Annotated in this window: 33 protein-coding genes and 1 pseudogene; 33 read left to right on the top strand and 1 reads right to left on the bottom strand. The window is 61.5% G+C overall.

Going from position 1 to position 25,390, the window contains the following annotated elements; all coding sequences use genetic code 11:
• The first annotated feature begins 20 nt into the window (after positions 1 to 20).
• The 23 genes from rplB (at position 21) to rplQ (ending at position 12,682) form a co-directional block, all read left to right on the top strand.
• Entirely contained in the window at positions 21 to 854 is an 834-nt protein-coding gene (rplB, locus tag FJW08_RS19425; protein ID WP_027145574.1) for a 50S ribosomal protein L2, read from the top strand.
• 16 nt (positions 855 to 870) lie between these two features.
• Positions 871 to 1,149 carry a 30S ribosomal protein S19 gene (rpsS, locus tag FJW08_RS19420; protein WP_027044977.1) on the top strand — a complete coding sequence of 93 codons (279 nt, stop codon included), beginning with the start codon at positions 871 to 873 and terminating at the stop codon, positions 1,147 to 1,149.
• Between the two features lie 2 nt (positions 1,150 to 1,151).
• Positions 1,152 to 1,541 (top strand): 50S ribosomal protein L22, encoded by a 390-nt coding sequence (gene rplV / locus FJW08_RS19415; RefSeq protein WP_006205462.1) that lies wholly within the window; start codon positions 1,152 to 1,154, stop codon positions 1,539 to 1,541.
• Positions 1,541 to 2,266 (top strand): 30S ribosomal protein S3, encoded by a 726-nt coding sequence (gene rpsC, locus FJW08_RS19410; protein ID WP_013895697.1) that lies wholly within the window; start codon positions 1,541 to 1,543, stop codon positions 2,264 to 2,266. The genes rplV and rpsC overlap by 1 nt, the downstream gene beginning before the upstream one ends.
• A gap of 27 nt (positions 2,267 to 2,293) precedes the next feature.
• Positions 2,294 to 2,707: a 50S ribosomal protein L16 gene (rplP, locus tag FJW08_RS19405; RefSeq protein WP_006205460.1), complete on the top strand. Its 414-nt coding sequence runs from the start codon at positions 2,294 to 2,296 to the stop codon at positions 2,705 to 2,707.
• A gap of 13 nt (positions 2,708 to 2,720) precedes the next feature.
• Positions 2,721 to 2,921, top strand: coding sequence for a 50S ribosomal protein L29 (gene rpmC / locus FJW08_RS19400; protein ID WP_006205459.1), 201 nt, complete (start codon positions 2,721 to 2,723; stop codon positions 2,919 to 2,921).
• 11 nt (positions 2,922 to 2,932) lie between these two features.
• Complete coding sequence (gene rpsQ / locus FJW08_RS19395; protein WP_010909280.1) at positions 2,933 to 3,172, top strand: 30S ribosomal protein S17; 240 nt, start codon at positions 2,933 to 2,935, stop codon at positions 3,170 to 3,172.
• An 84-nt stretch (positions 3,173 to 3,256) separates the two neighbouring features.
• Positions 3,257 to 3,625 (top strand): 50S ribosomal protein L14, encoded by a 369-nt coding sequence (rplN, locus tag FJW08_RS19390; protein ID WP_006205457.1) that lies wholly within the window; start codon positions 3,257 to 3,259, stop codon positions 3,623 to 3,625.
• Between the two features lie 12 nt (positions 3,626 to 3,637).
• Positions 3,638 to 3,952, top strand: a complete 315-nt coding sequence (rplX, locus tag FJW08_RS19385) for a 50S ribosomal protein L24 (protein ID WP_006205456.1) — start codon at positions 3,638 to 3,640, stop codon at positions 3,950 to 3,952.
• On the top strand, positions 3,945 to 4,523 hold the full coding sequence (rplE, locus tag FJW08_RS19380) for a 50S ribosomal protein L5 (RefSeq protein ID WP_127278265.1): 579 nt from the start codon (positions 3,945 to 3,947) through the stop codon (positions 4,521 to 4,523). Before rplX ends, rplE begins: the two co-directional genes overlap by 8 nt.
• Before the next feature lie 27 nt (positions 4,524 to 4,550).
• The gene (gene rpsN / locus FJW08_RS19375; protein ID WP_010909282.1) at positions 4,551 to 4,856 is read left to right on the top strand and encodes a 30S ribosomal protein S14; all 306 of its coding nucleotides are present in this window, start codon (positions 4,551 to 4,553) and stop codon (positions 4,854 to 4,856) included.
• 12 nt (positions 4,857 to 4,868) lie between these two features.
• Complete coding sequence (gene rpsH / locus FJW08_RS19370; protein WP_006205453.1) at positions 4,869 to 5,267, top strand: 30S ribosomal protein S8; 399 nt, start codon at positions 4,869 to 4,871, stop codon at positions 5,265 to 5,267.
• Between the two features lie 88 nt (positions 5,268 to 5,355).
• A complete protein-coding gene (rplF, locus tag FJW08_RS19365; protein ID WP_013895694.1) occupies positions 5,356 to 5,889 on the top strand; it encodes a 50S ribosomal protein L6 in 534 nt (177 codons plus the stop codon).
• Positions 5,890 to 6,027: 138 nt separating this feature from the next.
• Entirely contained in the window at positions 6,028 to 6,387 is a 360-nt protein-coding gene (gene rplR / locus FJW08_RS19360) for a 50S ribosomal protein L18 (RefSeq protein WP_140505212.1), read from the top strand.
• A 128-nt stretch (positions 6,388 to 6,515) separates the two neighbouring features.
• A complete protein-coding gene (gene rpsE / locus FJW08_RS19355; RefSeq protein WP_032933400.1) occupies positions 6,516 to 7,079 on the top strand; it encodes a 30S ribosomal protein S5 in 564 nt (187 codons plus the stop codon).
• 24 nt (positions 7,080 to 7,103) lie between these two features.
• A complete protein-coding gene (gene rpmD, locus FJW08_RS19350) occupies positions 7,104 to 7,301 on the top strand; it encodes a 50S ribosomal protein L30 (protein ID WP_006205449.1) in 198 nt (65 codons plus the stop codon).
• A gap of 22 nt (positions 7,302 to 7,323) precedes the next feature.
• Positions 7,324 to 7,797 carry a 50S ribosomal protein L15 gene (rplO, locus tag FJW08_RS19345; RefSeq protein WP_140758598.1) on the top strand — a complete coding sequence of 158 codons (474 nt, stop codon included), beginning with the start codon at positions 7,324 to 7,326 and terminating at the stop codon, positions 7,795 to 7,797.
• 193 nt (positions 7,798 to 7,990) lie between these two features.
• Complete coding sequence (gene secY, locus FJW08_RS19340) at positions 7,991 to 9,331, top strand: preprotein translocase subunit SecY (protein ID WP_140758599.1); 1,341 nt, start codon at positions 7,991 to 7,993, stop codon at positions 9,329 to 9,331.
• Positions 9,328 to 9,924, top strand: coding sequence for an adenylate kinase (locus tag FJW08_RS19335; RefSeq protein ID WP_140758600.1), 597 nt, complete (start codon positions 9,328 to 9,330; stop codon positions 9,922 to 9,924). The genes secY and FJW08_RS19335 overlap by 4 nt, the downstream gene beginning before the upstream one ends.
• Before the next feature lie 219 nt (positions 9,925 to 10,143).
• Positions 10,144 to 10,512, top strand: coding sequence for a 30S ribosomal protein S13 (rpsM, locus tag FJW08_RS19330; RefSeq protein ID WP_006205445.1), 369 nt, complete (start codon positions 10,144 to 10,146; stop codon positions 10,510 to 10,512).
• 137 nt (positions 10,513 to 10,649) lie between these two features.
• Positions 10,650 to 11,039 (top strand): 30S ribosomal protein S11, encoded by a 390-nt coding sequence (gene rpsK, locus FJW08_RS19325; RefSeq protein ID WP_006205444.1) that lies wholly within the window; start codon positions 10,650 to 10,652, stop codon positions 11,037 to 11,039.
• A 99-nt stretch (positions 11,040 to 11,138) separates the two neighbouring features.
• Positions 11,139 to 12,149, top strand: a complete 1,011-nt coding sequence (locus FJW08_RS19320; protein ID WP_006205443.1) for a DNA-directed RNA polymerase subunit alpha — start codon at positions 11,139 to 11,141, stop codon at positions 12,147 to 12,149.
• 104 nt (positions 12,150 to 12,253) lie between these two features.
• A complete protein-coding gene (gene rplQ, locus FJW08_RS19315) occupies positions 12,254 to 12,682 on the top strand; it encodes a 50S ribosomal protein L17 (RefSeq protein WP_127279754.1) in 429 nt (142 codons plus the stop codon).
• A 23-nt stretch (positions 12,683 to 12,705) separates the two neighbouring features.
• Here rplQ and FJW08_RS19310 read toward each other — a convergent pair whose 3' ends face one another.
• Positions 12,706 to 13,356: a hypothetical protein gene (locus FJW08_RS19310; RefSeq protein ID WP_140811893.1), complete on the bottom strand. Its 651-nt coding sequence runs from the start codon at positions 13,354 to 13,356 to the stop codon at positions 12,706 to 12,708.
• A gap of 138 nt (positions 13,357 to 13,494) precedes the next feature.
• Between FJW08_RS19310 and FJW08_RS19305 the strand changes: the two genes are divergently transcribed.
• The 10 genes and pseudogenes from FJW08_RS19305 to FJW08_RS19260 all read left to right on the top strand — a co-directional run bounded on the left by FJW08_RS19305 (position 13,495) and on the right by FJW08_RS19260 (position 25,320).
• Positions 13,495 to 14,988, top strand: coding sequence for a DegQ family serine endoprotease (locus FJW08_RS19305; RefSeq protein ID WP_140792842.1), 1,494 nt, complete (start codon positions 13,495 to 13,497; stop codon positions 14,986 to 14,988).
• Between the two features lie 44 nt (positions 14,989 to 15,032).
• Complete coding sequence (locus tag FJW08_RS19300; protein ID WP_140811892.1) at positions 15,033 to 16,340, top strand: replication-associated recombination protein A; 1,308 nt, start codon at positions 15,033 to 15,035, stop codon at positions 16,338 to 16,340.
• A 107-nt stretch (positions 16,341 to 16,447) separates the two neighbouring features.
• Positions 16,448 to 17,023, top strand: coding sequence for a DUF930 domain-containing protein (locus tag FJW08_RS19295; RefSeq protein ID WP_246682437.1), 576 nt, complete (start codon positions 16,448 to 16,450; stop codon positions 17,021 to 17,023).
• Between the two features lie 157 nt (positions 17,024 to 17,180).
• Positions 17,181 to 18,011, top strand: a complete 831-nt coding sequence (locus FJW08_RS19290) for an aspartyl/asparaginyl beta-hydroxylase domain-containing protein (RefSeq protein WP_140758603.1) — start codon at positions 17,181 to 17,183, stop codon at positions 18,009 to 18,011.
• A gap of 252 nt (positions 18,012 to 18,263) precedes the next feature.
• Positions 18,264 to 20,003 carry a hypothetical protein gene (locus FJW08_RS19285; RefSeq protein ID WP_246682436.1) on the top strand — a complete coding sequence of 580 codons (1,740 nt, stop codon included), beginning with the start codon at positions 18,264 to 18,266 and terminating at the stop codon, positions 20,001 to 20,003.
• A gap of 137 nt (positions 20,004 to 20,140) precedes the next feature.
• Positions 20,141 to 20,435 (top strand): annotated as a pseudogene (locus FJW08_RS32985) (hypothetical protein).
• A 106-nt stretch (positions 20,436 to 20,541) separates the two neighbouring features.
• On the top strand, positions 20,542 to 21,522 hold the full coding sequence (locus tag FJW08_RS19275) for an RluA family pseudouridine synthase (RefSeq protein ID WP_140811891.1): 981 nt from the start codon (positions 20,542 to 20,544) through the stop codon (positions 21,520 to 21,522).
• A gap of 47 nt (positions 21,523 to 21,569) precedes the next feature.
• Positions 21,570 to 22,442, top strand: coding sequence for a DMT family transporter (locus tag FJW08_RS19270; RefSeq protein ID WP_181182977.1), 873 nt, complete (start codon positions 21,570 to 21,572; stop codon positions 22,440 to 22,442).
• 12 nt (positions 22,443 to 22,454) lie between these two features.
• Positions 22,455 to 23,246 (top strand): ATP12 family protein, encoded by a 792-nt coding sequence (locus FJW08_RS19265; RefSeq protein WP_140811889.1) that lies wholly within the window; start codon positions 22,455 to 22,457, stop codon positions 23,244 to 23,246.
• Between the two features lie 184 nt (positions 23,247 to 23,430).
• A complete protein-coding gene (locus FJW08_RS19260) occupies positions 23,431 to 25,320 on the top strand; it encodes an MFS transporter (protein ID WP_140811888.1) in 1,890 nt (629 codons plus the stop codon).
• Positions 25,321 to 25,390: the final 70 nt, after the last annotated feature.

Genomic DNA, 25,390 nt, shown 5'->3' with positions numbered 1-25,390 from the left:
AAGGCCGCGAGGACAGGACAATGGCACTTAAGAAATTCAACCCGATAACGCCGAGCACCCGCCAGCTGGTCATCGTCGACCGCTCGGGTCTCTACAAGGGCAAGCCCGTCAAGGGCCTGACCGAAGGCCTGACCAAGTCGGGCGGCCGCAACAATCACGGCCGCATCACGGCCCGCTTCATCGGCGGCGGTCACAAGCGTTCGTACCGCATCATCGACTTCAAGCGCCGCAAGTTCGACGTTGTCGGCACGGTCGAGCGCATCGAATATGATCCGAACCGCACCGCCTTCATCGCGCTGATCAAGTATGATGACGGTGAGCTGTCCTACATCATCGCTCCGCAGCGTCTGGCTCCCGGCGACAAGATCGTGGCCGGCGAAGCGGTCGACGTGAAGCCGGGCAATGCGATGCCGTTGGCCTCGATGCCGGTCGGCACCATCGTCCACAACATCGAGCTGAAGCCAGGCAAAGGCGCCCAGGTCGCCCGGTCGGCAGGTGGTTACGGCCAGCTGGTCGGCCGCGACCAGGGTATGGCGATCCTGCGCCTCAACTCGGGCGAGCAGCGTGTCGTTCACGGCTCCTGCATGGCCACCGTCGGTGCCGTGTCCAATCCGGACCACGGCAACATCAACGACGGCAAGGCCGGCCGCACGGTTTGGCGTGGCAAGCGTCCGCACAATCGCGGCGTGACCATGAACCCGGTCGACCACCCGCATGGCGGCGGCGAAGGCCGCACCTCTGGTGGCCGTCATCCGGTCAGCCCGTGGGGCAAGCCGACCAAAGGCAAGAAGACGCGGTCCAACAAGGCGACCGACAAGTTCATCCTGCGCTCGCGCCATCAGCGCAAGAGCTAAGAAGAGGTAACGCCAAGTGACTCGTTCTATTTGGAAAGGCCCCTTCATCGACGGCTACCTTCTCAAGAAGGTGGACAAGGTTCGTGAAGGTGGTCGCAATGAGGTGATCAAGATGTGGAGCCGTCGCTCCACCATCCTGCCGCAGTTCGTCGGCTTCACCTTCGGTGTCTACAACGGCCAGAAGCATGTTCCCGTCGCGGTGAACGAGGACATGGTCGGTCACAAGTTCGGTGAATTCGCTCCGACGCGGACCTATTACGGTCACGGCGCGGATAAGAAGGCGAAGAGGAAATAATCATGGGCAAGGCCAAAGCTCCGCGCAGGCTTGCTGACAACGAAGCGCGCGCCGTGTTGCGCACGATCCGTATCAGCCCGCAGAAGCTGAACCTGGTTGCCGCGCTGATCCGCGGCAAGAAGGTCGCGACAGCGCTTTCCGATCTCGAATTCTCGGCCAAGCGGATTTCCGGCACGGTCAAGAAGACGCTGGAATCGGCAATCGCCAACGCGGAAAACAACCACGACCTCGACGTCGATGCACTGATCGTGGCGGAAGCCTATGTCGGCAAGTCGATCGTCATGAAGCGGTTCCACGCTCGTGGCCGTGGTCGCGCCAGCCGTATCGAGAAGCCGTTCTCGCACCTCACGATCGTCGTTCGTGAAGTCGAAGAAAAAGGGGAGGCCGCATAATGGGCCAGAAAGTCAATCCGATCGGTCTTCGCCTCGGCATCAACCGCACCTGGGATTCGCGCTGGTTCGCGAACACCGGCGAGTACGGCAAGCTGCTGCACGAGGACATCAAGATCCGCAAGTATCTTGAGAAGGAGCTCAAGCAGGCTGCCATCTCGAAGGTCGTGATCGAGCGTCCGCACAAGAAGTGCCGCGTCACCATCCATGCCGCGCGCCCGGGTCTGATCATCGGCAAGAAGGGCGCCGACATCGAGAAGCTTCGCAAGAAGCTGATGGAGATGACGAAGTCCGAGACGCACCTCAACATCGTCGAAGTGCGCAAGCCGGAAATCGACGCGACCCTGGTCGCCCAGTCGATCGCCCAGCAGCTCGAGCGCCGCATCGCGTTCCGCCGCGCCATGAAGCGTGCCGTGCAGTCGGCCATGCGCCTCGGTGCCGAAGGCATCCGCATCAACTGCGCCGGCCGCCTTGGCGGCGCCGAGATCGCGCGCATGGAATGGTATCGTGAAGGTCGCGTGCCGCTGCATACGCTGCGCGCCGATGTCGACTACGGCACGGCCGAGGCGAATACGGCCTACGGCATTTGCGGCGTCAAGGTCTGGGTATTCAAGGGCGAGATCCTCGAGCACGATCCGATGGCTTCGGAGCGTCGTGCGACCGAGGGTGATGCTGCGCATGGCGGTGGTGGTGATCGCGAACGCGGTCGTCGTCGCGAAAACGCCTGAGACATTTAGGAATTTGGAGTTAGAACGATGCTGCAGCCAAAGCGCACAAAGTTCCGCAAGCAGTTCAAGGGCCGTATCCATGGTACCGCAAAGGGCGGCACCAACCTGGATTTCGGTGGTTTCGGGCTGAAGGCGCTTGAGCCGAACCGCGTCACCGCGCGTGAGATCGAGGCGGCCCGCCGCGCGATCACTCGCGAAATGAAGCGCGCTGGCCGCGTCTGGATCCGTATTTTCCCGGATGTGCCGGTCACCTCGAAGCCGACCGAAGTCCGCATGGGCAAGGGCAAGGGCGCGGTCGACTACTGGGCCGCGCGCGTCAAGCCGGGCCGCATCATGTTCGAGATCGACGGCGTCAATGAAGAAACCGCCCGTGAGGCGCTGCGTCTCGGCGCGGCCAAGCTCTCGGTCAGGACGCGCTTCGTACAGCGCATCGCAGAATAAGGACGGGCTGATCATGAAAGCCGAAGACATCCGGACCAAGACCCAGGACCAGCTGACCGACGACCTGGCCAGCCTGAAGAAGGAGCAGTTCAACCTGCGCTTCCAGAAGGCCACCGGCCAGCTCGAGAAGACCGCGCGCGTGAGGCAGGTTCGCAAGGACATTGCGCGTATCAAGACCATCGCTGCGGAAAAGTCCGCGGCCAAGAAGGCTTAAGGACGAAAACCATGCCAAAGCGCATTCTGCAGGGCACCGTCGTCAGCGACAAGAACGAGAAGACGGTTGTCGTCAAGGTCGAACGGCGCTTCACGCATCCCGTGATGAAGAAGACCGTGCGCATGACCAAGAAGTACAAGGCGCACGACGAGAACAACGCCCACAAGGTCGGCGATCAGGTGTTCATCCAGGAATCGAAGCCGATTTCCAAGGACAAGCGCTGGATCGTCGTGTCCTCGGACCAAGCCTGACCTCTGGGCGTAAACAACGAATTTTGGACAGACCGGGGAGGGGCTTCGAGCCCGTCCCGTTAGAAAAGAAGAAGGCGGCCAGTCATGATTCAGATGCAAACAAACCTCGACGTGGCGGATAATTCCGGCGCGCGTCGTGTCATGTGCATCAAGGTGCTGGGCGGCTCGAAGCGGAAATACGCTTCCGTGGGCGACATCATCGTGGTGTCGATCAAGGAAGCCATTCCGCGCGGCCGCGTTAAGAAGGGCGATGTGATGAAGGCGGTCGTGGTTCGCACGGCCAAGGACATCCGCCGCCCGGACGGCAGCGTGATCCGTTTCGACAAGAACGCGGCCGTTCTCGTCGACAACAAGAAAGAGCCGATCGGCACGCGTATCTTCGGACCGGTTCCGCGCGAACTCCGCGCCAAGAACCACATGAAGATCATCTCGCTCGCGCCTGAAGTGCTGTAAGGAGCCGGACCAATGCAAAAGATTAGAAAAGGCGACAAGGTCGTCGTGCTGGCCGGCAAGGACAAGGGCCGTTCGGGCGAAGTCCTCTCGGTTCAGCCGAAGGATGACACCGCGCTGGTGCGCGGCGTCAACATGATCCGTCGTCACCAGAAGCAGTCCCAGTCCCAAGAGGGCGGGATCATCACCAAGGAAGCGCCGATCCAGCTGTCGAACATCGCGCTGGCCGACCCGAAGGATGGCAAGCCGACCCGTGTCGGATTCATCTTCCAGAAGGACGGCAAGAAGGTGCGCGTCGCCAAGCGCTCGGGAGAAGTCATCAATGGCTAAGGCTCAAACCAAGCAGGCGACTGCCAACAACACGCCGCGCCTCAAGCAGGTCTATAACGAGACCATTCGCAAGGCGCTGCAGGAGCAGTTCGGCTACGACAACGACATGCAGGTTCCGCGCCTCGACAAGATCGTGCTGAACATGGGTGTCGGCGAAGCGACCGCCGATTCGAAGAAGCCTTCGGTCGCGGCCGAGGACCTGGCGATGATCGCCGGCCAGAAGGCCGTCGTCACCCGCGCTCGCAATTCGATCGCTGGCTTCAAGGTCCGCGAGAACATGCCGATCGGCGCCAAAGTCACGCTGCGCAAGGAACGTATGTACGAGTTCCTCGACCGCCTCGTGAACATCGCGCTGCCGCGCGTCCGCGACTTCCGCGGACTGAACCCCAAGAGCTTCGATGGCCGTGGCAACTACGCCATGGGCATCAAGGAACACATCGTGTTTCCGGAGATCAACTACGACAAGGTTGATCAGATCTGGGGCATGGACGTCATCGTTTGTACGACTGCGAAGACGGATGACGAAGCCAGGGCTTTGCTCAAGGCTTTCAACTTCCCCTTCCGCCAGTAACGGCAGCGAGAAAAGGAAAAATCTGAAATGGCAAAGACCAGCTCAGTCGAGAAGAACAACAGGCGCCGCAAGCTTGCCGACCAGTACGGTCCCAAGCGCGCCGCGCTGAAGGCGATCATCATGGATCAGTCCAAGCCGATGGAAGAGCGCTTCCGCGCTCAGCTGAAGCTTGCTGCCCTGCCGCGCAACTCGGCCAAGATCCGCATCCGCAACCGCTGCGAAGTCACCGGCCGTCCGCGCGCCTACTATCGCAAGCTCAAAGTATCGCGCATCGCGCTTCGGGATCTCGGCAATAACGGCCAGATCCCGGGCCTGGTCAAGTCGAGCTGGTAAGGAGGACATAACATGTCATTGAGCGATCCTCTCGGCGATATGCTGACCCGCATCCGCAACGCCTATGGCCGCAAGAAGTCGAGTGTCTCGACGCCGGCCTCGCGTCTGCGCACCCGTGTCCTCGACGTGCTGAAGGCTGAAGGCTATATCCGCGATTACAGCCAGACCGACTTCGACAACGGCAAGTCCGAAATCGAAATCGAGCTGAAGTATTTCGACGGTGCTCCGGTCGTGCGCGAAATAGCCCGCGTTTCGAAGCCCGGCCGCCGCGTTTACGTTTCGGCCAAGTCGATCCCGCACGTCGCCAACGGCCTCGGGATCGCCATCCTTTCGACACCGAAGGGCGTGATGGCCGACCACGAAGCACGCGAGCAGAACGTCGGCGGCGAGATCCTCTGCCAGATCTTTTGATCTGGCAGCTCACCGCAAATTGGAATCCGGTCTGCGGATCGTTCCGAAGACAGAGACCTGAAACAAGAGAAGTGACGAGGACAACAAAATGTCTCGTATTGGAAAGAAACCCGTTTCGCTGCCGCAGGGCGTGACCGCGACCGTCAACGGCCAGACCGTGACGGCGAAGGGCCCCAAGGGCGAGCTGAAGTTCGTGGTGAACGACGAAGTGCTGGTCAAGATGGAAGGCAGCGAGATCGCTGTCCAGCCGCGCGACCAGACCAAGACTGCCCGCTCCAAGTGGGGCATGTCGCGCACGCAGATCGTCAACATCCTGCAGGGTGTCAAGGACGGTTTCGAGAAGAAGCTCGAGATCACCGGCGTCGGCTATCGCGCTGCCTTGCAGGGTAAGAACCTGCAGCTGGCTCTTGGCTTCAGCCACGATGTCGTCTACGAGACGCCTGCCGGCATCACGATCACCGTGCCGAAGCCGACCGAAATCACCGTGGCCGGCATCGACAAGCAGCAGGTCGGCCAGGTTGCCGCGGAGATCCGCGAATACCGCGGTCCCGAGCCTTACAAGGGCAAGGGTGTCCGTTACGCCGGCGAGAAGATCGTCCGCAAGGAAGGCAAGAAGAAGTAGTCGGCTTGGCCCTGAAAAGTCGCGGACTTTTCGGACCCGGCCAAGCCACGGAAGTGTAACGCCGCGGGGAGCGGTCGCGGGAGGCGTTTCGCCTACCGCATATGGCGGCCCCCGTTTTTTGAAGGCAAGGAAGACATCATGGGTACCAAGGAAGCCATCCAGCGCCGTGCGCAACGCGTCCGTCGCCAGATCAAGAAAGTCGCCGGCGAACGTCCGCGTCTTTCGGTGCACCGCACGTCGAAAAACATCTATGTCCAGGTGATCGACGACGCCAAGGGGCACACCATCGCTGCCGCCTCGACGCTCGAGAAGGACCTCAAGGGTTCGCTCAAGACCGGCGCCGACACCGCCGCGGCGGCCGCGATCGGCAAGCTGATCGCCGAGCGCGCCGCCAAGGCCGGCGTCAAGGAGGTCGTCTTCGATCGTGGCCCGTACATCTATCACGGCCGCGTCAAGGCGCTGGCCGAGGCAGCCCGCGAAGGCGGTCTCAGCTTCTAATGCATGATCCCGAAAAGTTGCAGACTTTTCGGACAAGATCATGCAAAGGAGAAGTTCACCGCTGACGACCCAAAAGTGGCGTCAGCAATCAGCAACCCGTGCTTCCGGAAAAGAACAAGGAACAGGATATGGCACAGGAACGTAGGGAAGGCGGCCGCGGCCGCGAGCGTGAAGAGCGCGACGATGGCATGGTGGACAAGCTCGTCCACATCAATCGCGTCGCCAAGGTCGTCAAGGGTGGCCGCCGCTTCGGCTTCGCCGCACTCGTCGTCGTCGGCGACCAGAAGGGCCGTGTCGGCTTCGGTCACGGCAAGGCGCGCGAAGTGCCGGAAGCCATCCGCAAGGCGACCGAATCGGCCAAGCGCGACATGATCTTCGTGCCGCTGCGCTCGGGCCGCACGCTGCATCACGACGTCGAAGGACGCTGGGGTGCGGGCCGCGTGCTGCTGCGCGCCGCCAAGCAGGGTACCGGCATCATCGCCGGCGGCCCGATGCGCGCCGTCTTCGAGACGCTCGGCATGCATGACGTGGTCGCCAAGTCGATGGGTTCGTCGAACCCCTACAACATGGTTCGCGCCACCTTCGACGCGCTGAAGAGCCAGATGCATCCCAAGGATGTGGCTGCTGCGCGCGGCATCAAGTATTCGACCCTTCAGGCCCGCCGCGGCACCGCCGTTGCGGCTGAAGAATAGTCGATCTGACCAGGGATTTTGACCATGGCCAAGAAAGCAACCAAGACCATCACCGTTGAGCAGATCGGCTCGCCGATCCGCCGTCCGAAGGAACAGCGCGCGACGCTGGTCGGCCTCGGCCTCAACAAGATGCACAAGCAGCGCACGCTGGAAGATACGCCCTCCGTGCGCGGCATGATCGCTGCCGTCCAGCATCTCGTCCGCGTCGTGGACGAGGGCTGAGCCAAAGCGCAGGAGAAGCAAGATGAAACTCAACGATCTGCGTGACAAGGACGGCGCGACGCACTCCAAGAAGCGTCTCGGCCGCGGTATCGGCTCCGGTTCGGGCAAGACCGCCGGTCGCGGCGTCAAGGGCCAGAAGGCGCGCTCCGGCGTTGCCGTCAACGGCTTCGAGGGTGGCCAGATGCCGCTCTATCGGCGCCTGCCGAAGCGTGGCTTCAACAACATCTTCGCCAAGAGCTTCGTTGTCGTGTCGCTGGCCCGCATTCAGGAAGCCGTCGATGCCAAGAAGCTTGACGTCAAGGCAACCGTGACGGCCGAGGCGCTTGTCGCTGCCGGCGTCATCCGTCGCGTCAAGGATGGCGTGCGCGTGTTGTCCGATGGCGAACTCAAGGCCAAGCTCGCCTTCGACGTCGCCGGCGCCTCCAAGGCCGCGATCGAGAAGATCGAAAAGGCCGGCGGTTCGGTCAAGCTGCCGGAAAAGGCAGCTGCCGAGTAACGGCAATTTGAAGCGCGGCCGGCAAGAGTGGCATTCGTTTTTGCTTTCGATCGCGCTTTGATCTGCTCAATTTAGCGGCCGCGTCAACGCGGCCGCTTGCATGTTTACAGCCCGGAGCTTATCTCGTGAGCTTCGGTGAAACGCACCGCCTGACCCCACGGGCCATCAAGCGTTACCAAGCGGAGAATCAGGCATGGCTTCGGCTGCTGAACAACTAGCCTCGAATCTGAATTTCTCGGCCTTCGCCAAGGCGGAGGACCTGAAGAAACGAATCTGGTTCACCATCGGCGCGTTGCTCGTCTACCGTCTCGGCACCTACATCCCGCTTCCCGGGATCAATCCCGACGCCTTCGCCCATGCCTTCTCCTCGCAGAGCAAGGGCGTGCTCGGCATGTTCAACATGTTCGCCGGCGGTGCCGTGCAGCGCATGGCGATCTTCGCGCTCGGCATCATGCCCTATATCTCCGCCTCCATCATCATGCAGCTGATGACCTCGGTCATTCCCTCGCTGGAAGCACTGAAGAAGGAAGGCGAACAGGGCCGCAAGGTCATCAACCAATATACGCGCTACGGCACCGTGCTCCTGGCGCTCGTGCAGGCCTATGGTATTTCGGTGGGACTGGAGAACGGCAACGGCATCGTCAATGATCCCGGCATGTTCTTCCGTCTCTCGACCGTCGTCACGCTGGTCGGCGGCACCATGTTCCTGATGTGGCTCGGCGAACAGATCACCGCGCGCGGCATCGGCAACGGCATTTCGCTGATCATCTTCTCCGGCATCGTCGCCGGCCTGCCGCGCGCCATATCGGGGACACTGGAACTCGGCCGCACCGGCGCGCTGTCGACCGGCCTGATCCTGGCGATCATCGTGCTGGCCATTGTCGTCATCGCGCTCATCGTCTTCTTCGAGCGGGCTCAGCGCCGCCTGCTGATCCAGTATCCGAAGCGCCAAGTCGGCAATCGCATGTTCCAGGGCGATACCTCGCACCTGCCGCTCAAGCTCAACACGTCGGGCGTCATCCCGCCGATCTTCGCGTCGTCGCTGCTCTTGCTGCCGGCGACCGTCGCCGGTTTCTCGCAGGCGACCAACATGCCGGCCTGGGCCAGCACCATCCTGGCCTCGCTCGGCCACGGCCAGCCGCTCTACATGGCATTCTACGCGGCGATGATCGTGTTCTTCGCCTTCTTCTACACTGCGATTGTCTTCAACCCGAAGGACACCGCCGACCAGCTCAAGAAGCATTCGGGCTTCATCCCGGGCTACCGGCCGGGCGAGCGCACCGCCGATTACATCGATTACGTTCTCACCCGCATCACCGTCGTCGGCGCCATCTATCTGGTGCTGGTGTGCCTGCTGCCGGAGTTCCTGATCTCGGCGACTGGCGTACCATTCTACCTCGGTGGCACATCGCTTCTGATCGTGGTCAGTGTCACGCTCGATACGGTTGCGCAGATTCAGGGTCACCTGATCGCGCACCAGTATGAAGGGCTGATCAAGAAGTCGAAGCTGCGCGGGGGGAAGAAAGCCAGATGAGGTTGATTTTGCTTGGGCCGCCGGGGGCGGGCAAGGGGACACAAGCACAAAGACTGGTAGAAAAACACGGCATACCCCAGCTCTCGACGGGTGACATGCTGCGTGCTGCCGTCCAGGCGGGTACCGAGGTCGGCAAGCGTGCCAAGGCGGTGATGGATGCCGGCGAGCTGGTCTCCGACGCCATCGTCAACGCCATCGTCGCCGAGCGTATCGATCAGGCCGACTGCGCCAGGGGGTTTATCCTCGACGGCTACCCGCGTACGCTGGTGCAGGCCGATGCGGTTGAATCGATGCTCTCGGAGCGTGGCATCGGCCTCGACACGGTTGTCGAACTCGTCGTCGACGACAGGGCCCTGGTCGGCCGGATCGTCAAGCGCGCCGATGATGCCAAGGCGGCCGGCCAGCCGGTGCGCAAGGACGACAATCCGGCTGTGTTCGAAGAGCGCCTGCGGGAATACTACAAGAAGACCGCTCCGCTGACCGGCTACTATTACGCCAAGGGCAAGCTCAAGACTGTGGACGGCATGGCTAGTATCGACGCGGTAACAGCCGAGATCGAAGCCGTGCTCGCGGCGGCTACAAAGGCGCGGTAAGGGAATTTAAAGATTGAGCTTGACGGAGACGGTTCGCTGCGGTATGGCGGCCCGTCTTCCTGTCAGATGCGCACTTTGCTTGTCCGCAAGGGCAAGGTAGTCGCTTTGAACTGGAAACTCCCGCAAGGGCCGGCCTCCACCGGACGCGGGGCAATGTGGACAGCGCTGGATCTGCCTTGTTTTCGAGGGGTGGCCGGCCCATATGGAGAAGAGAAGAACATGGCTCGTATAGCCGGCGTCAACATTCCGACCAACAAGCGCGTCGTCATCGCGCTTCAGTACATTCACGGCATTGGCAAGAAGTTCGCCCAGGAGATCGTCGACAAGGTCGGCATCCCGGCCGAGCGCCGCGTCAACCAGTTGACCGACGCGGAAGTGCTGCAGATCCGCGAGACCATCGACCGCGATTACCAGGTCGAAGGCGACCTGCGCCGCGAAGTGTCGATGAACATCAAGCGCCTGATGGATCTCGGCTGCTACCGCGGTCTGCGTCATCGCCGCTCGCTGCCGGTTCGCGGTCAGCGCACCCATACCAATGCTCGTACCCGCAAGGGCCCGGCCAAATCGATCGCCGGCAAGAAGAAGTAAGAGAGTGAGTAGCTGGTAGTGGGTAGTGGATTGCGGCGTTGACGCCTGCACTGTCACTACTCACTAATTCACTGCTCACTTTTCCAGGTGGAGCCGCTGGCATTACGGCGGTGTAGAGATCAATTGAAAGGACTACCATGGCCAAGGAAGCCGCACGTGTTCGCCGCCGCGAACGCAAGAACATCTCGTCGGGCGTTGCCCACGTCAATTCGACCTTCAACAACACGATGATCACCATCACCGACGCGCAGGGCAATTCGATCGCCTGGTCGTCGGCCGGTGCCCAGGGCTTCAAGGGTTCGCGCAAGTCGACCCCGTTCGCCGCCCAGATGGCTGCCGAGGACGTTGCCAAGAAGGCCCAGGAACACGGCATGCGCATGCTCGAAGTCGAGGTCTGCGGACCAGGCTCCGGTCGCGAATCGGCGCTGCGCGCCCTGCAGGCGGCCGGCTTCACCATCACCTCGATCCGTGATGTGACGCCGATCCCGCACAATGGCTGCCGCCCGCGCAAGAAGCGCCGCGTCTAACACTATCGAACGCCGTGTGAGCGCCCAGAGCGTTCCTCCACGGTATTCCAGGTCGCCCGCCACGATTGGATGGTGGCGGGTCAACGGAAGGAAAGCATCATGATCCAGAAAAATTGGCAGGAACTGATCAAGCCGAACAAGATCGAGTTCTCGTCGAAGAAGAAGACGCTGACCACGCTGGTCGCCGAGCCGCTCGAGCGTGGCTTTGGTCTCACGCTCGGCAACGCGCTGCGCCGCGTGCTTCTGTCTTCGCTGCGCGGTGCGGCCGTCACCGCCGTGCAGATCGACGGCGTTCTGCATGAATTCTCGTCCATCGCCGGTGTGCGCGAGGACGTGACCGACATCGTCCTCAACATCAAGGAAATCGCCATCCGCATGGAAGGCGATGGCCCCAAGCGCATGGTCGTGCGCAAGCAGGGCCCGGGCGCGGTTCTCGCCGGCGACATCCAGACGGTTGGCGATGTCGAGATCCTCAACCCCGACCACGTCATCTGCACGCTGGACGAAGGCGCTGAAATCCGCATGGAATTCACCGTCGACACCGGCAAGGGCTACGTGCCGGCCGAGCGCAACCGCGCCGAGGACGCGCCGATTGGCCTGATTCCCGTCGACAGCCTCTATTCGCCGGTCAAGAAGGTCTCCTACAAGGTCGAGAACACCCGCGAGGGCCAGGTTCTCGACTATGACAAGCTGACCATGACCATCGAGACCGACGGTTCGATCTCGGGCGAGGACGCGGTGGCTTTCGCCGCCCGCATCCTGCAGGATCAGCTTGGCCTGTTCGTCAACTTCGACGAGCCGCAGAAGGAAGTCGCCGCGGAAGCCGTCACCGAACTCGCCTTCAATCCGGCGCTGCTCAAGAAGGTCGACGAGCTCGAGCTTTCGGTGCGTTCGGCCAACTGCCTGAAGAACGACAACATCGTCTACATCGGCGATCTCATCCAGAAGACCGAAGCCGAGATGCTGCGCACCCCGAACTTCGGCCGCAAGTCGCTGAACGAGATCAAGGAAGTGCTGGCGGCGATGGGCCTGCACCTCGGTATGGAAGTGCCGGACTGGCCGCCGGAAAATATCGAAGACCTCGCAAAACGTTACGAAGACCAATATTGAGCATGAACTCCAAGGATCGGCGGCGTGAGCCGCTCGATCCGACGGTCGTGCGGAAAACCATCAGAGGCCGTGGCCTCTTGAACAACTGAAGAAGGAAAAGAGCCATGCGCCACGGTTTCAAAGGCCGCCGCTTCGCCCGCAGCATAAGCCACCGCAAGTCGATGTTCGCCAACCTGGCGGTGTCGCTGCTCGAACACGAGCAGATCGTCACCACCTTGCCGAAGGCGAAGGACCTGCGTCCGATCGTCGAGAAGCTGGTGACGCTCGGCAAGCGCGGCGACCTGCACGCCCGCCGCCAGGTGATCGCCCAGATAGGCAATGAAGGCGTCGTCAAGCGCCTGTTCGACACCATCGCCCCGCGCTATGCCACCCGCAACGGCGGCTATTTGCGCATCATGAAGGCGGGCTTCCGTCACGGCGACAATGCCGCGATGGCGGTCATCGAGTTCGTCGACCGCGACACCGACGCCAAGGGCGCCGGCGACCGCGCCCGCCTCGAGGCGGAAGGCACGGACGAAGCCGCGGCCGCATAAGGTTTCGACTTTTCAGATTGAATTCAAAGGGGCCCGCGGGCCCCTTTTCCGTTCGCCGGTGTTGGTTGTCCAGCGGACAGAGTCAGGTATTGGCTGCCGCTCAACAGCTTCCAATTGAACGAACCCGGTACCATCTCGGTCTTCGGGTAAGGATATGAATAGATACTGTCGAGGATGGCTCGGGAATCGATCTCGGCTATCAATTGCGATATGACGGAACTGTTTAAATATGTTTCGGCGTTTTGGTCGCCGGTGAAGTCGGCATCAACGCGAAAGTGCATCTGAATTGGTCCGGCGCAGATGTTCAGCAGGATACTATCATCGCAAGGTGCATAGAAAACCTTGGCCTGATCCGCGGTCCAAAGGCCAACACCCAGAAATTTCGATGCCTTTGTCTTTCCACTGAACCCATCCAGGGAAAGCGCAAGGCCATCAGCGAGAACCTCCACGTCGCCTTTCAGGTAACCGGCCTCCTCGATTTGGAACCAATTCATCTGGTAAGGTGCCTCACCATCAAATGAGATTTCGAGCTTTCCGAACGTCCAGTAATTCGGATCGGCGTGCTCAGGCGCGCCGAGCACCGCAGCGATCTCGGCCATTGTCATGCCGGGGGAGACTGGACCCAATTTGCCGGTCTTCAAAAAGTCACGGAATGACAGGAGTTGTTTTTTCATGGGGGCCAACGAAGGTTTTCATGTTCAAGCCCAACTGTAGCTGCTTTGCTGCTTAAAATAATCGGATTTCAGCGGCTTAGCCTTTCATTTTGCACATTCGTCGGGACAATGCGCCCGAACTCGCTTGGAGGATTCGCAATGCGCGCCAAAAGACTGTCCCTTGTTCTGCTCTGCGCCTTCATGGTGTTCGCAGCCGCACCGGCAGTCCGGCAGGCGCTGGCCGAGGACGCCGCCAAGCCAGCCGATCCCGGGCTCTCCGATGTGCTGACCGACTTGCTGCATGGCGTCGAAGGCGAGAATGCCACTTCCGGCCCGGACAAGCGCGTGCCGTTCGGCCGCGAGGAGGTCCAGCTTTCCTTCGCGCCGCTGGTCAAGCAGACGGCGCCCGCCGTGGTCAACGTCTATGCCTCGCAGACGGCCAAGGTGACGTCACCCTTTGAAGGCGACCCCTTCTTCGAGGAGTTTTTCGGCCGTGCCCAGCCGCGCGCGCAGTCTTCGCTGGGCTCGGGCGTGCTGGTCGATCCGAGCGGTGTCATCGTCACCAATTTCCACGTCATCAAGGACGCCGACGAGGTGAAGGTGGCGACCGCCGACGGCCGCGAATTCACCAGCAAGGTGATGCTGAAGGATGAGACGCTCGACCTTGCCGTGCTCAAGATCGAGTCCGACAAACCGTTCCCGGTGATCGCCATCGGCGATTCCGACGCGCTCGAGGTGGGCGACCTGGTGCTGGCCATCGGCAATCCCTTCGGCGTTGGCCAGACCACCACCAGCGGCATCGTTTCCGCGCTTGCGCGCAGCCATATCGGCGTCTCGGATTCGGGCTATTTCATCCAGACCGACGCCGCCATCAATCCCGGCAATTCCGGCGGTGCGCTGATCAACATGGGCGGCCAGCTCGTCGGCATCAACACCGCCATCTACAGCCGCAGCGGCGGCTCGATCGGTATCGGCTTTGCCATCCCCGCCAACATGGTGCGGGCTTTTGCCGATGCCGCCAAAGCCGGTCTCGATTTCTTCGAACGCCCCTATATCGGCGCCGAGTTCGAAGCGGTGACACCGCAGATCGCCGAATCGCTCGGCATGGAAAAACCGACCGGAGCGCTGGTCTCCTCGGTCGACGCGACGGGTCCCGCCGGCAAGGCAGGGCTGAAGCCCGGCGATGTCGTGCTGCAGATCAACGGCAAGCCGGTCGAGAGCATCGAGGCGCTGGACTATCGCATGGCGACGCTGTCGATCGGCACCAAGGCGAATTTCGCGATCCTGACCAAGGGCCAGCAGGCAGCGATGGATATCGCGCTGGAGCGTGCGCCGGAGGGTGCGAAAGCCTCGGAAGTGACGCTGCATGGCCGCAGCCCGTTCTCTGGCGCCAAGGTCTCGGAACTGTCGCCGCGGCTTGCCCAGAAACTCGGCCTGCGGACCGATCTCAAGGGCGTGACCGTGATCGACATCAACCGTGATTCGCCGGCCGCCGATTTCGGCTTCCAGCCGGGCGACATCGTGCGCGAGGTCAACGGTACGACTATCGATACGGCAGCTGTCCTGGCGCAGGTAGCCCAGCAGGATACGCGCTGGTGGCGCTTTACCGTCGAGCGCGGTGGGCAGATACTACGCCAGGTGTTGCGTTACTGAGTTCGATCCCCTGAAGGATCGCGCTCCAAACCTAAAAGAAGTGCATGGCCGATCTGTTCAGCGTTGACGAACCGGAAAAGGTGTCGCCCGGGCGGCCGCTGGCCGACAGGTTGCGTCCGAAGAACCTTGGCGAGGTCGTCGGCCAGGAGCATCTGACGGGTCCCGACGGCGCGCTGACCCGGCTGATCGGCTCCGGTTCGCTGGGCTCGATGATCTTCTGGGGGCCGCCCGGCACCGGCAAGACCACGGTGGCGCGATTGCTTGCCGGCGAGACCAGCCTTGCGTTCGAGCAGATATCCGCCGTCTTTTCCGGCGTCGCCGATCTGAAGAAGGTGTTCGAGGCGGCCAAGCTGCGCCGCGCCAACGGCCGCCAAACCCTCCTCTTCGTCGACGAGATTCACCGCTTCAACCGTGCCCAGCAGGATTCTTTTCTTCCCGTCATGGAGGATGGAACGGTTGTCCTGGTCGGCGCCACGACTGAAAACCCGTCCTTCGAACTCAACGCGGCCTTGTTGTCGCGCGCGCGGGTCATGGTCTTTCATTCGCTCGGCGAAGACAGCATCGCCAAGCTGATGACGCGGGCGGAGGAGACCGAGGGCAGGGCGCTGCCGCTCGATGACGAGGCGCGGGCGATGCTGATCCGCATGAGCGATGGCGACGGACGCGCATCGCTAACGCTGGCCGAGGAAGTCTGGCGTGCGGCCAAGCCTGGCGAGATATTCGATCCCGAGGGGCTGCAGCGCATCGTGCAGCGCCGCGCGCCGATCTACGACAAGGGCCAGGACGGCCACTACAATCTGATCTCGGCGCTGCACAAGTCGGTGCGCGGCTCGGATCCGGATGCCGCACTCTACTATCTCGCGCGCATGTTCGATGCCGGCGAGGATCCGCTCTATCTCGGCCGCCGGCTGGTGCGCATGGCGATGGAGGACATCGGGCTGGCCGATCCGCAGGCACTGGTCGTCGCCAACGCCGCCAAGGATGCCTATGACTATCTCGGCTCTCCGGAGGGCGAACTCGCTTTCGCCGAGGCCACTGTCTATCTCGCCACCGCGCCGAAATCCAACGCCGTCTATACGGCTTTCAAGGCAGCTACGCGGGCCGCGAAGGAACATGGCTCGCTGCTGCCGCCGAAGCACATCCTCAACGCGCCGACCAAGCTGATGAAAGAGGAGGATTACGGCGCCGGCTACCGTTACGACCATGATGAGCCGGACGCCTTTTCAGGCCAGGACTATTTTCCCGAGAAGATGGGTCGACAAACCTTCTACGATCCGCCCGAGCGTGGTTTCGAGCGCGATATTAGAAAGCGGCTCGACTACTGGGCAAAGCTGCGCAAAGAGCGGGAATAACCGGTTTGCGTGGCCCGGTGGTCGTCACGCTTCGGGACGAGGCTTCGCCCTGGGGCATTTCAACTTCGGTCGTCCTCCATATACTGTTCGCCGCGACACTGGCATTGATGCCGTTGCCGAAGCGGCCGACCCGGCTGGAGGACGAGCGGGTGTCGGTCGACATCCTGACGCCTGAACAGTTCGAGGCATCGACGAAACCGCCGCCGGCCCCTGCGGCTCCAGCGGTACCGGAGGCGCGGGCGGCAGAGCCACCACCTGCTTCGAACCCGCCCAAAACTCAACCGCCCGTCGCGCCTGCCATGATTCGTCCGACGCGGATGCTGTCGGCCAAGACCCTGGCCGATCCGCGTAGCAAGCAGGCGCGCGCCGATCTCGAGACCTTCGCATCCGACGAGCGCATGGTGCAGCTTTGCAATCTGGAGGCCATGGATCAGATCCGCCAATGGCGCGCGGATTTCCGGCCGGAGCAGGTGGTGCCCTACGCAACCGCCGAGGAAAAGATCACCGGCACGACGATCGCCGCTGACGGTGCGGCTTTTCGCAGCCGTAGAAACTGGTACAGTTTGAAGTTCAAATGCCTGCTCGCGCAGGACGGCGAAAGCGTGATTGGCTTTGAATTCCTGGTCGGCGATCCCGTGTCCAGGGATAAATGGGACGAGCTTGGCTTGCCGGAAGTGCACTGACGGCCCGGCAGGCTCCACCAGGCAGCCAGCCCGGCCAGATACCATGGCCGTTGTGCGGTCACCCAAAAAACCTTATCAAGGCGCACGGTCGGGCGGTGGCCGTTGCCATGATTTGGGCACCTCATTCGCAACAGGATCGCGCTTCGCGCGTGGAAAAATGACAAAAAACCTTCGCAAATCCCTTCGCAAGTTCGCCATTGCCATCCCGCTTCTTGCCCTTGGCTTCTATTTCATCCCGATCCTGACGACGATCTTCATCGTCTGTGGCCTGATCGACGTGCTGCGCAACGACAGGAAGGATCTGGCGCTGTTCAGCGGCTACTTCCTTGGCAACGGGCTCTTCACCTGGTTGCTTTCACCCTTCAACCTGTTGGTCGATCTTCTGTGCTACAGGAATCCGGGCGTGTGGAAGCTGGAGCAGTTTCCCGCCGACTATCAGCGTGAAGTCAACGAGGTCCTTGATGTCTTCAAGGCGCGCAAGGATGAGATCATCGCCGATATCGACGCCAATTTCGGCGCCGGCCGGCGCGGCATGTATGTCTACCAGTGGTATGGCAAGCACAGGATAGACAACGTCGAGGAATTCAATAAGGATTTCAAATACATCAAGACGATTGCCGTTTCCGTCTTCAGCAAGCGCGAATCGACCTCCTGGCATTTCGGGCCGCTGCGGCTCAGCCTACGCATCCTCTACAATCTGATCCCGGTGAAAGCTGAGATTTTCGTCGAATGCGGCAACGTCAAGAACTACTGGTACGACAATCCGCAGTTCATTTTCGACGACACGCTGCTGCATCGCTCGGTCAACGAGTATGATGGCCGCCGCTACTGCGTGTTCATGGATATTATCAGGCCGTCCCCGGTGCCTCGCCTGATCGCTGGCATGCTCGCGGTCGTCTCGGTGAGCGTCGAGCGCATCAATTCGATGTTCTACAAGAACTGGAAAATGATTGGCTCCACAAAGCCAAAGAAGGTCGAAACCACCTGAGTTGAATATCTATCGGTGCTGTCGGCGAAGCCGGCAGCATCCCACTATGGAATTTGGCGCAATTCCATGAAATGCAGACGACTTTCCGCAGGGTATTGCGTCAAGACAAGAGTCGCTGCCGGCGCAGGTGTATTGAGGGCCGCCAGGCTATGCTCCTCCAAGACGGGCAGCTTTAGCGTTACGTTGGTTCAGACCTCGACCTCTTTGGGCTACCGACAATTCATTATATGAACTGTGTAGCAGGATTCGCATTTGCCCGAATGGCTACGGCTGCGTCAGGGCGTCTCGATTCTGCCGTCGGCAGTTCTGTCCCTCTTCCTTCCTTGGCGGATCCAAGTGTCAAAGAACAAAGTCTTCGGATTCTGGACGGGAGCCTACATATGCACCGTGATGCTAGGCATTGCCATCAGCGCCGCGTACATAAAGCTTGAAGAACCAGTCTATTATTGGGACAACGCTGCTTATTTCAATGTGTTCAACCGGCAGGGAGCGCTCCTGGTCGAGAACCCCTTGGACTGGCTGAGCCAGTTGGCCACCTCCATCGCCACGGAAGATTATGGTGTGGCGATCCTGGTGCCGTTGATGCCCTTTCACATCGTCTTCGGTGGTTCGAGGCTTTCCTTCGTTGCTGGAATAGTGTCGGTCTACCTGGCTCCAGCGGCTCTCTTCATAGGCAGGATAAGTTATCTCGAGGCGGTTTCCGAAGCACCTTCTCGAAGCTGGCCAGCCGTCTGGATCGCGGCCTTGCTCTACACGCCGTTCTGGGCGCCGACACTTCGTGGAATGCCTGATGTTGCCGGTTGCCTCGCTCTCACCGCGGCAACCTATTTCCTGTGGAAGTCCAAATTCCTGACCCGCGAACCGGTGGTGAGCGGAATATCCGTCGGCGCGAGCCTATGGTTGGCGTTCACGCTGCGTCGCTGGTACGCCTACGCCGCTATCGGGGTTGCCCTTTCCGCGGCGTTCCTGGGTTTGCTGCGGATCGCAAGGGATCGAGACCTTCCGGCGTTCCGTGCGGCGGTAGGGGGTGGCCTGTGCGCGACCTTCGTTATCGCCGCAACCGCATTGAGCTTTCAACTGCCGCTGATCGCCAGAATTGTGGGAACGAGCTACGGCGACCTCTACAGCGGATACAAGACGACCTTTGTCACCCAGCTCGGTGAAATGGGGAGCCGGCTCAGCTATGTAAATTGGCTGCTGATCATTGCCGGGCTTTACATCTCCATTGTCCGCCGCAACAGGTTCTCCCTATTCTGCGCCATCGTCTCGATGCTCACATTTTTGATTTTCACCCGGACGCAGGATCCGGACCGCCATCATTCACTGCCGATGTTTCTTTGGCTTTTTCCCGCATACGCCCAGGCCATCGTCGCGATCGTTTCCGTACCCGCCTTGAAATCGCGATGGTGGACCGCCGGCATGGCGGTCGTCGCTGGACTCGCTTTCTTGGGCACATTTTTCCCGACGGGTCGTCAACTCCTGTCTCCGGTCGATTTCGTTTTTGCGCGAGAGGCCACGCTCCCGCTCCATCTCGACAATCTCCCCGAATACAGGCGCATGATCGATGATCTGACCAGCAGATTGGGACCAGAGGATCGCTTTTCGGTTTTTGCCTCGGGAGCTGTGATGAGCGATGCGCTGTTGTTCGGGATGGATCGGGACCTCGTTCCTCATGTCGGCTGGATTTGCCAGGTGGACAGTCGTGATGGGTTTCGGCCGAACGCATTGCAATCCAGATTTGTGATTGTGACCGACCCGCCGGTTACTCATCTGCAACCGGGTGCGCAGATTTGCGTCACGCTTCCGAACCAATATATTCTTGACGGGCAAGGCATCGGTGCCGCCTACAAGCGCGTTGCGCGGTACCAATTGTCCGGCGGCGTTACCGCCTATCTGTATGAGCAGATTCGCCCCGTCACGCAGCAGGAACTCAACGCGCTGTACGGCGAATTCCGGAAGGAATATCCGGACTGGACAACGCCTGTCTGGTGAACCGCGATCTGGCGATGATCGCCCGATATCGCAACCTGGGTTGGAAGCGCGTTTCCTGATGGGTCGACTGTCCGTGGCATCCCGAAGCAGCGTCACCGGCTCCAAGGGCACCGGATTCAAGGGCACCGGATTCAGGGATTGACGCCGGCACCCTCGCACCGGCAGTAACGGCTACGTTCAATCTGCCTCTTGTTGTTGTCGGCGGCGGCATCCGTGCTGGCGTCCGCTATTTGACCAGTATGGGCGCGCTGCGCCTCTCGGCGCCAACTACCCCTGTGGCACGATGGCGATCAACATCATCGGCTCCTTCGCGATGGGGCTGTTGTGGGAGCGGGGGCCACGCTGCCCGCGTTTGATTACGCACTGGCCAGGGTCATTGTCGCCATTGTCGCCCTGCTTTTGGGTCTTTGGTTGGTAAGAAGCCTGCCATAAAGCACGCCATGGCGTGCTTTGTGGTTTTGGGCGGCATGCATTAGTGCTATTGCCGCGCCTAGCGCGGGCCAAGAGCCCTGCTCGGGAAACGGACAAGCGAAAAAACATGGCAGGCGTTGAACAGATCACGGTGGAGGCCGGCGAGGCGGGCATGCGGCTCGATCGCTGGTTCAAAACGCATTTCCCGGGTCTTGGCTTCGGCCATCTGCAGAAACTGCTGCGCTCCGGCCAGATCCGCGTCGATGGCGGCCGGGTCAAGGCCGACACCCGTGTCGAGCCGGGCCAGATGGTGCGTGTACCGCCGCTCGAGGTGGACAAGAAGGGCGAGAGCGCGCTGACGGGTCACTCGATCCGCAACCAGGGCGACGCCGATGTACTCGCCAAGATGCTGATCCATGAGGACCCTAAGGTCTTCGTCTTCAACAAGCCGGCGGGCCTCGCCGTTCAGGGCGGCTCCGGCGTCACGCGCAATGTCGACGACATGCTGGAAGCCTGGCGCAACCAGAAGGGCGAGAAGCCGCGGCTGGTGCATCGGCTCGACCGCGATACGTCGGGCGTGCTGGTCGTCGCCCGCACCAGGCTGGCCGCCATGAAGCTCTCCGAGGCGTTCCGGGCGCGGGAAACCAAGAAGACCTACTGGGCGCTGGTCAAGGGCGTGCCGACCAAGCGAGAGGACAAGATCTCGACCTGGCTGATCAAGGAGGCTACGCCGGACGGCGACCGTGTGCGCGTCGCCGCCCATGGTGAAAAGGGCGCCGACCATGCCGTGTCCTACTACCGCATCATCGAGCAGGCGGCGCAGACCATGACCTGGTTGGAGATGGAGCCTTACACGGGACGCACCCACCAGCTCCGCGTCCATGCCGCCTATATCGGCTGCCCGATCATCGGCGATCCGAAATACTTCGAAGCCGACACCAACTGGGATTTTCCCGGCGGCATTCAAAACCGCCTGCACCTGCACGCGCGCCGCATCATTATTCCGCACCCGGACAAGGGCGTCATCGACGTCACCGCGCCGATGCCGCCGCATATGCGCCAGAGCTGGAACCTGATCGGCTTCGACGACGCCAGCGCTGAGGATTGACCGTGAGCGGCGCCACCGACGCGCTCGATCGGCGCGACACGGTCGACATGGCGGCGGCCGCCATCATGGTCGGCCTGACCTTTTCCTGGGGCCTGAACTACGTCGCCGCCAAGATCTCCTATGCCGGCTACGACCCCGTCTTCCTGTCGATCGCACGTTCGGTCATCGGTGGTTTCTGCGTCTTTCTCTGGTGCCGCTGGCGCGGCATTGCGCTGTTCACCAGGGATGGGACATTGCTGGCCGGCATCGCGGTCGGCGTGCTTTTCGGCATCGAGTTCCTTTGCCTCTATGTCGGCCTGGAGCACACGACCGTGGCCCGCAACACGCTGCTGGTCAACTCGATGCCGTTCTGGATGCTGATCGGCGGCCATTTCCTGCTCGGCGAACAGATCACCACGCGCAAGTTCCTTGGCCTGCTGTTGGCCTTTGCCGGCCTTGCCACTGTTTTTTCCGACAAGCTCGGCGGTGGCGGAGACATGCTGTTCGGCGACCTCCTGAGCCTTGTTTCCGGGTTTTTCTGGGCATTGACCAATATCCTCATCAAACGATCGAAACTGGTCGAGGCAAGCGCGGAGAAGCTGCTGCTCTATCAACTCGCCGGCGCCGCAATCGTTGGCGTGTTGGTGATGCCTCTCGCCGGCCCGCCGGTTCGCGATCCAGCCTTGGTGCCGACATTGGCACTGCTTTTCCAGGCGATCTATATCGTCGCCGTTACCTACGTGCTGTGGTTCTGGCTGCTGCGCCGCTATCCCGCCTCGGGCCTGTCTAGCTTCACCTTCCTGTCGCCGGTCTTCGGTGTTTTATGCGGTGCGATCATCTTGAACGAGCCGCTGACCATCCGCATCTTTCTGGCACTTGGCTTGATTGCGGCGGGGCTGATCATCGTCAACCGGCCGGCACGCAAGCTGACACCGGTGTGAGAAAGTTTCTTCATGCGTGACATCCTCAACGACCTCGAAACGGGCAAGTATCTTTCCGATCCGGATCCGGTGCGTCGCGCCCAGATCCAGATGAAGACGCCGCTGCCCAAACGCTTCTACAAGGAGGTCTCGGTCGCGCCGGTGGAAGCCGGCTTTGCCGTGCAACTCGACGGCAGGCCGGTGCGCACGCCGGGAAAGGCTCTGCTGGCGCTGCCGACCGAGGCGGCCGCGGCGCTGGTTGCCGCCGAGTTTGCGCAACAGGGCGAGACGATCAATCCGGTGACGATGCCGGTGATGCGGCTGGTCAACACCGCCATCGATGGCGTGGCCAGCGATCCGCAGGCGGTGCTGGAAGACATTCTGCGTTTTGCCTCGTCGGATCTGCTCTGTTACCGCGCCGACGCCCCGCAAGGGCTGGTCGGGCGCCAGAACGAGCAGTGGGATCCCGTCATCGACTGGGCACGCACCGCACTTGGGGTTCGCTTCAACCTCGCCGAAGGCATCATCCATGTCGAGCAGCCGCGCGAAACCATTGCCGTGCTGGGCAGCCATATGGCTCAGCGCGCCGAGCCGCTGCGCCTTGCCGCCATTCACGTCATGACTTCGCTGACCGGGTCGGCATTGCTGGCGTTGGCGGTCGATTTCGGCGAGCTCGATGGCGAGGAGGCCTGGGCCGCCGGCCATGTCGACGAGGACTGGCAGATAGCGCAGTGGGGACAGGACGCCGAAGCAGTCGCGCGTCGTGCCGCCCGCAAACGAGACATGATGGCCGCCGTCAAATTGCTCGAAGCGCTGCGGGCCTGAGCGCTTCGCGCCGCCTTCGCACTGCACCTAATACCAAAGTCATAATCCCATCGTCGCGGTGCCTTTCCCCGGCGCTTTCTGCCATTTCTCTTGTGCTGGCTGCGTTTTTTGAGTCCGCGTTCGGAGGAGAACGCGGACGGTGGCGCACAGCATCGAGGACTGGGTCTCACGGGAGGATAACTCAATGGCAATGGCATCGACCGCCCGCGGAACGAGCCGCGGCATGACGCGGGAGGAGAAGAAAGTCATCTTCGCTTCCTCGCTCGGCACCGTTTTCGAATGGTACGATTTCTATCTCTACGGCTCGCTGGCGGCTTTCATCGGCTCGACCTTTTTCAGTCCGACGATTCCCGAGGCAACGCGCAACATCTTCGCGTTGCTGGCCTTTGCCGCAGGCTTTCTGGTGCGCCCGTTCGGCGCGCTGCTGTTCGGTCGCATCGGCGACCTCGTCGGCCGCAAATACACGTTCCTGGTCACCATGACGATCATGGGCCTGTCGACCTTCCTGGTCGGCCTGCTGCCCGGCTACGCAACCTTGGGTATCGCGGCTCCTGTGATCCTGATCGGGCTGCGCATGCTGCAGGGCTTGGCGCTGGGCGGCGAATATGGTGGTGCGGCGACCTATGTCGCCGAGCACGCGCCCGATGACCGCCGCGGCTTCTACACCTCATGGATCCAGACGACAGCGACACTCGGCCTGTTCCTGTCGCTGATCGTGATCCTGATCGTGCAGGGATCGTTGAGCAAGGAGACGTACGCCGCCTGGGGCTGGCGCATTCCTTTCATCGTCTCTTTCCTCCTGCTCGCCGTTTCGATCTGGATCCGGTTGTCCCTCTCGGAGTCTCCGACTTTCCAGAAGATGAAGGACGAAGGCAAGGGCTCCAAGGCGCCGCTCTCGGAGGCCTTTGGCCAGTGGAAGAACGCCAAGATCGCGCTCCTGGCGCTGCTCGGCCTCACCGCCGGTCAGGCCGTCGTCTGGTACAATGGCCAGTTCTACGCGCTGTTCTTCCTGCAGAACGTGCTGAAGGTCGATGCCCAGTCGGTCAACATCATGATCGCCATCGCGCTGGCGCTCGGCTCGATCTTCTTCGTCGTGTTCGGCTGGCTCTCCGACAAGATCGGTCGCAAGCCGATCATCATGGCTGGCCTTGCGCTCGCCGTCGTCTGCACCTTCCCACTGTTCAAGGCGTTGACCTGGGCCGCCAATCCGGCGCTCGCCAAGGCACAACAGAGCACTCGGGCAACTGTGACGGCGGCCCCCGGCGACTGCAGGTTCCAGTTCAATCCGGTCGGAACCGCGAAATTCACGACGTCCTGCGACATCGCGACTTCGTTCCTGACCAAGAACTCGGTTCCGTACGACGTGGTGTCGACGGCTGCGCCCGGGACGGCTGCGTCAGTCAAGATTGGTACAGAGACGGTGGCGTCCTACGACGCGGTCGCCGCCGGCGATCAGGCCAAGGCCAAGGACGCGGCCTTCGTCAAGGCCGTCAACATGTCCCTGCAGGACAACGGTTATCCGCTGAAGCGTGCGGCGACCAAGGTTGCGGACCAGAAACTCGATGCGTTTGTTGCCGCGAACCCGGAACTGAAGCTGGACGCTGCCGCAATCCGTGCCAGTGAGAAGGCGACCGTGCCGATTGATCAGGCGGTCAAGGACAAGCTCTTGACCATCGACGAGGCAGCGGGTGCACCCGAGGTCACCGTCTACAACATACCGGGCGGCGGTGCCTTTGCCATGTTCGCCGATCCGGCAGCGGTGAACTGGCCGATGACAATCGGCATCCTGTTCATCCTGGTGCTGTTCGTGACCATGGTCTACGGGCCGATCGCGGCGATCCTTGTCGAGATGTTCCCGACCCGCATTCGCTACACCGGCATGTCGTTGCCCTATCACATCGGCAATGGCTGGTTCGGCGGCCTGCTGCCGGCGACGGTGTTCGCGCTCAGCGCCTACAAGGGCGACATCTACTACGGCCTTTGGTATCCGGTGGTGATCGCGGCGTTCACGCTGGTCATCGGCATGATCTTCGTCAAGGACACGCTCGGAACAGACCTGCACACCAAGCAGTAGAGCCGGTCGGCCGATACGAACGAAAAGCCCGGCGCGAGCGATCGCGCCGGGCTTCTTCATATGAGATCGA

The organism is Mesorhizobium sp. B3-2-1 (assembly GCF_006439515.1).
GTDB lineage: Bacteria > Pseudomonadota > Alphaproteobacteria > Rhizobiales > Rhizobiaceae > Mesorhizobium.
The sequence above is the reverse complement of the archived record's forward strand: the minus strand, read 5'-3'. Positions and strand labels throughout refer to the sequence as shown.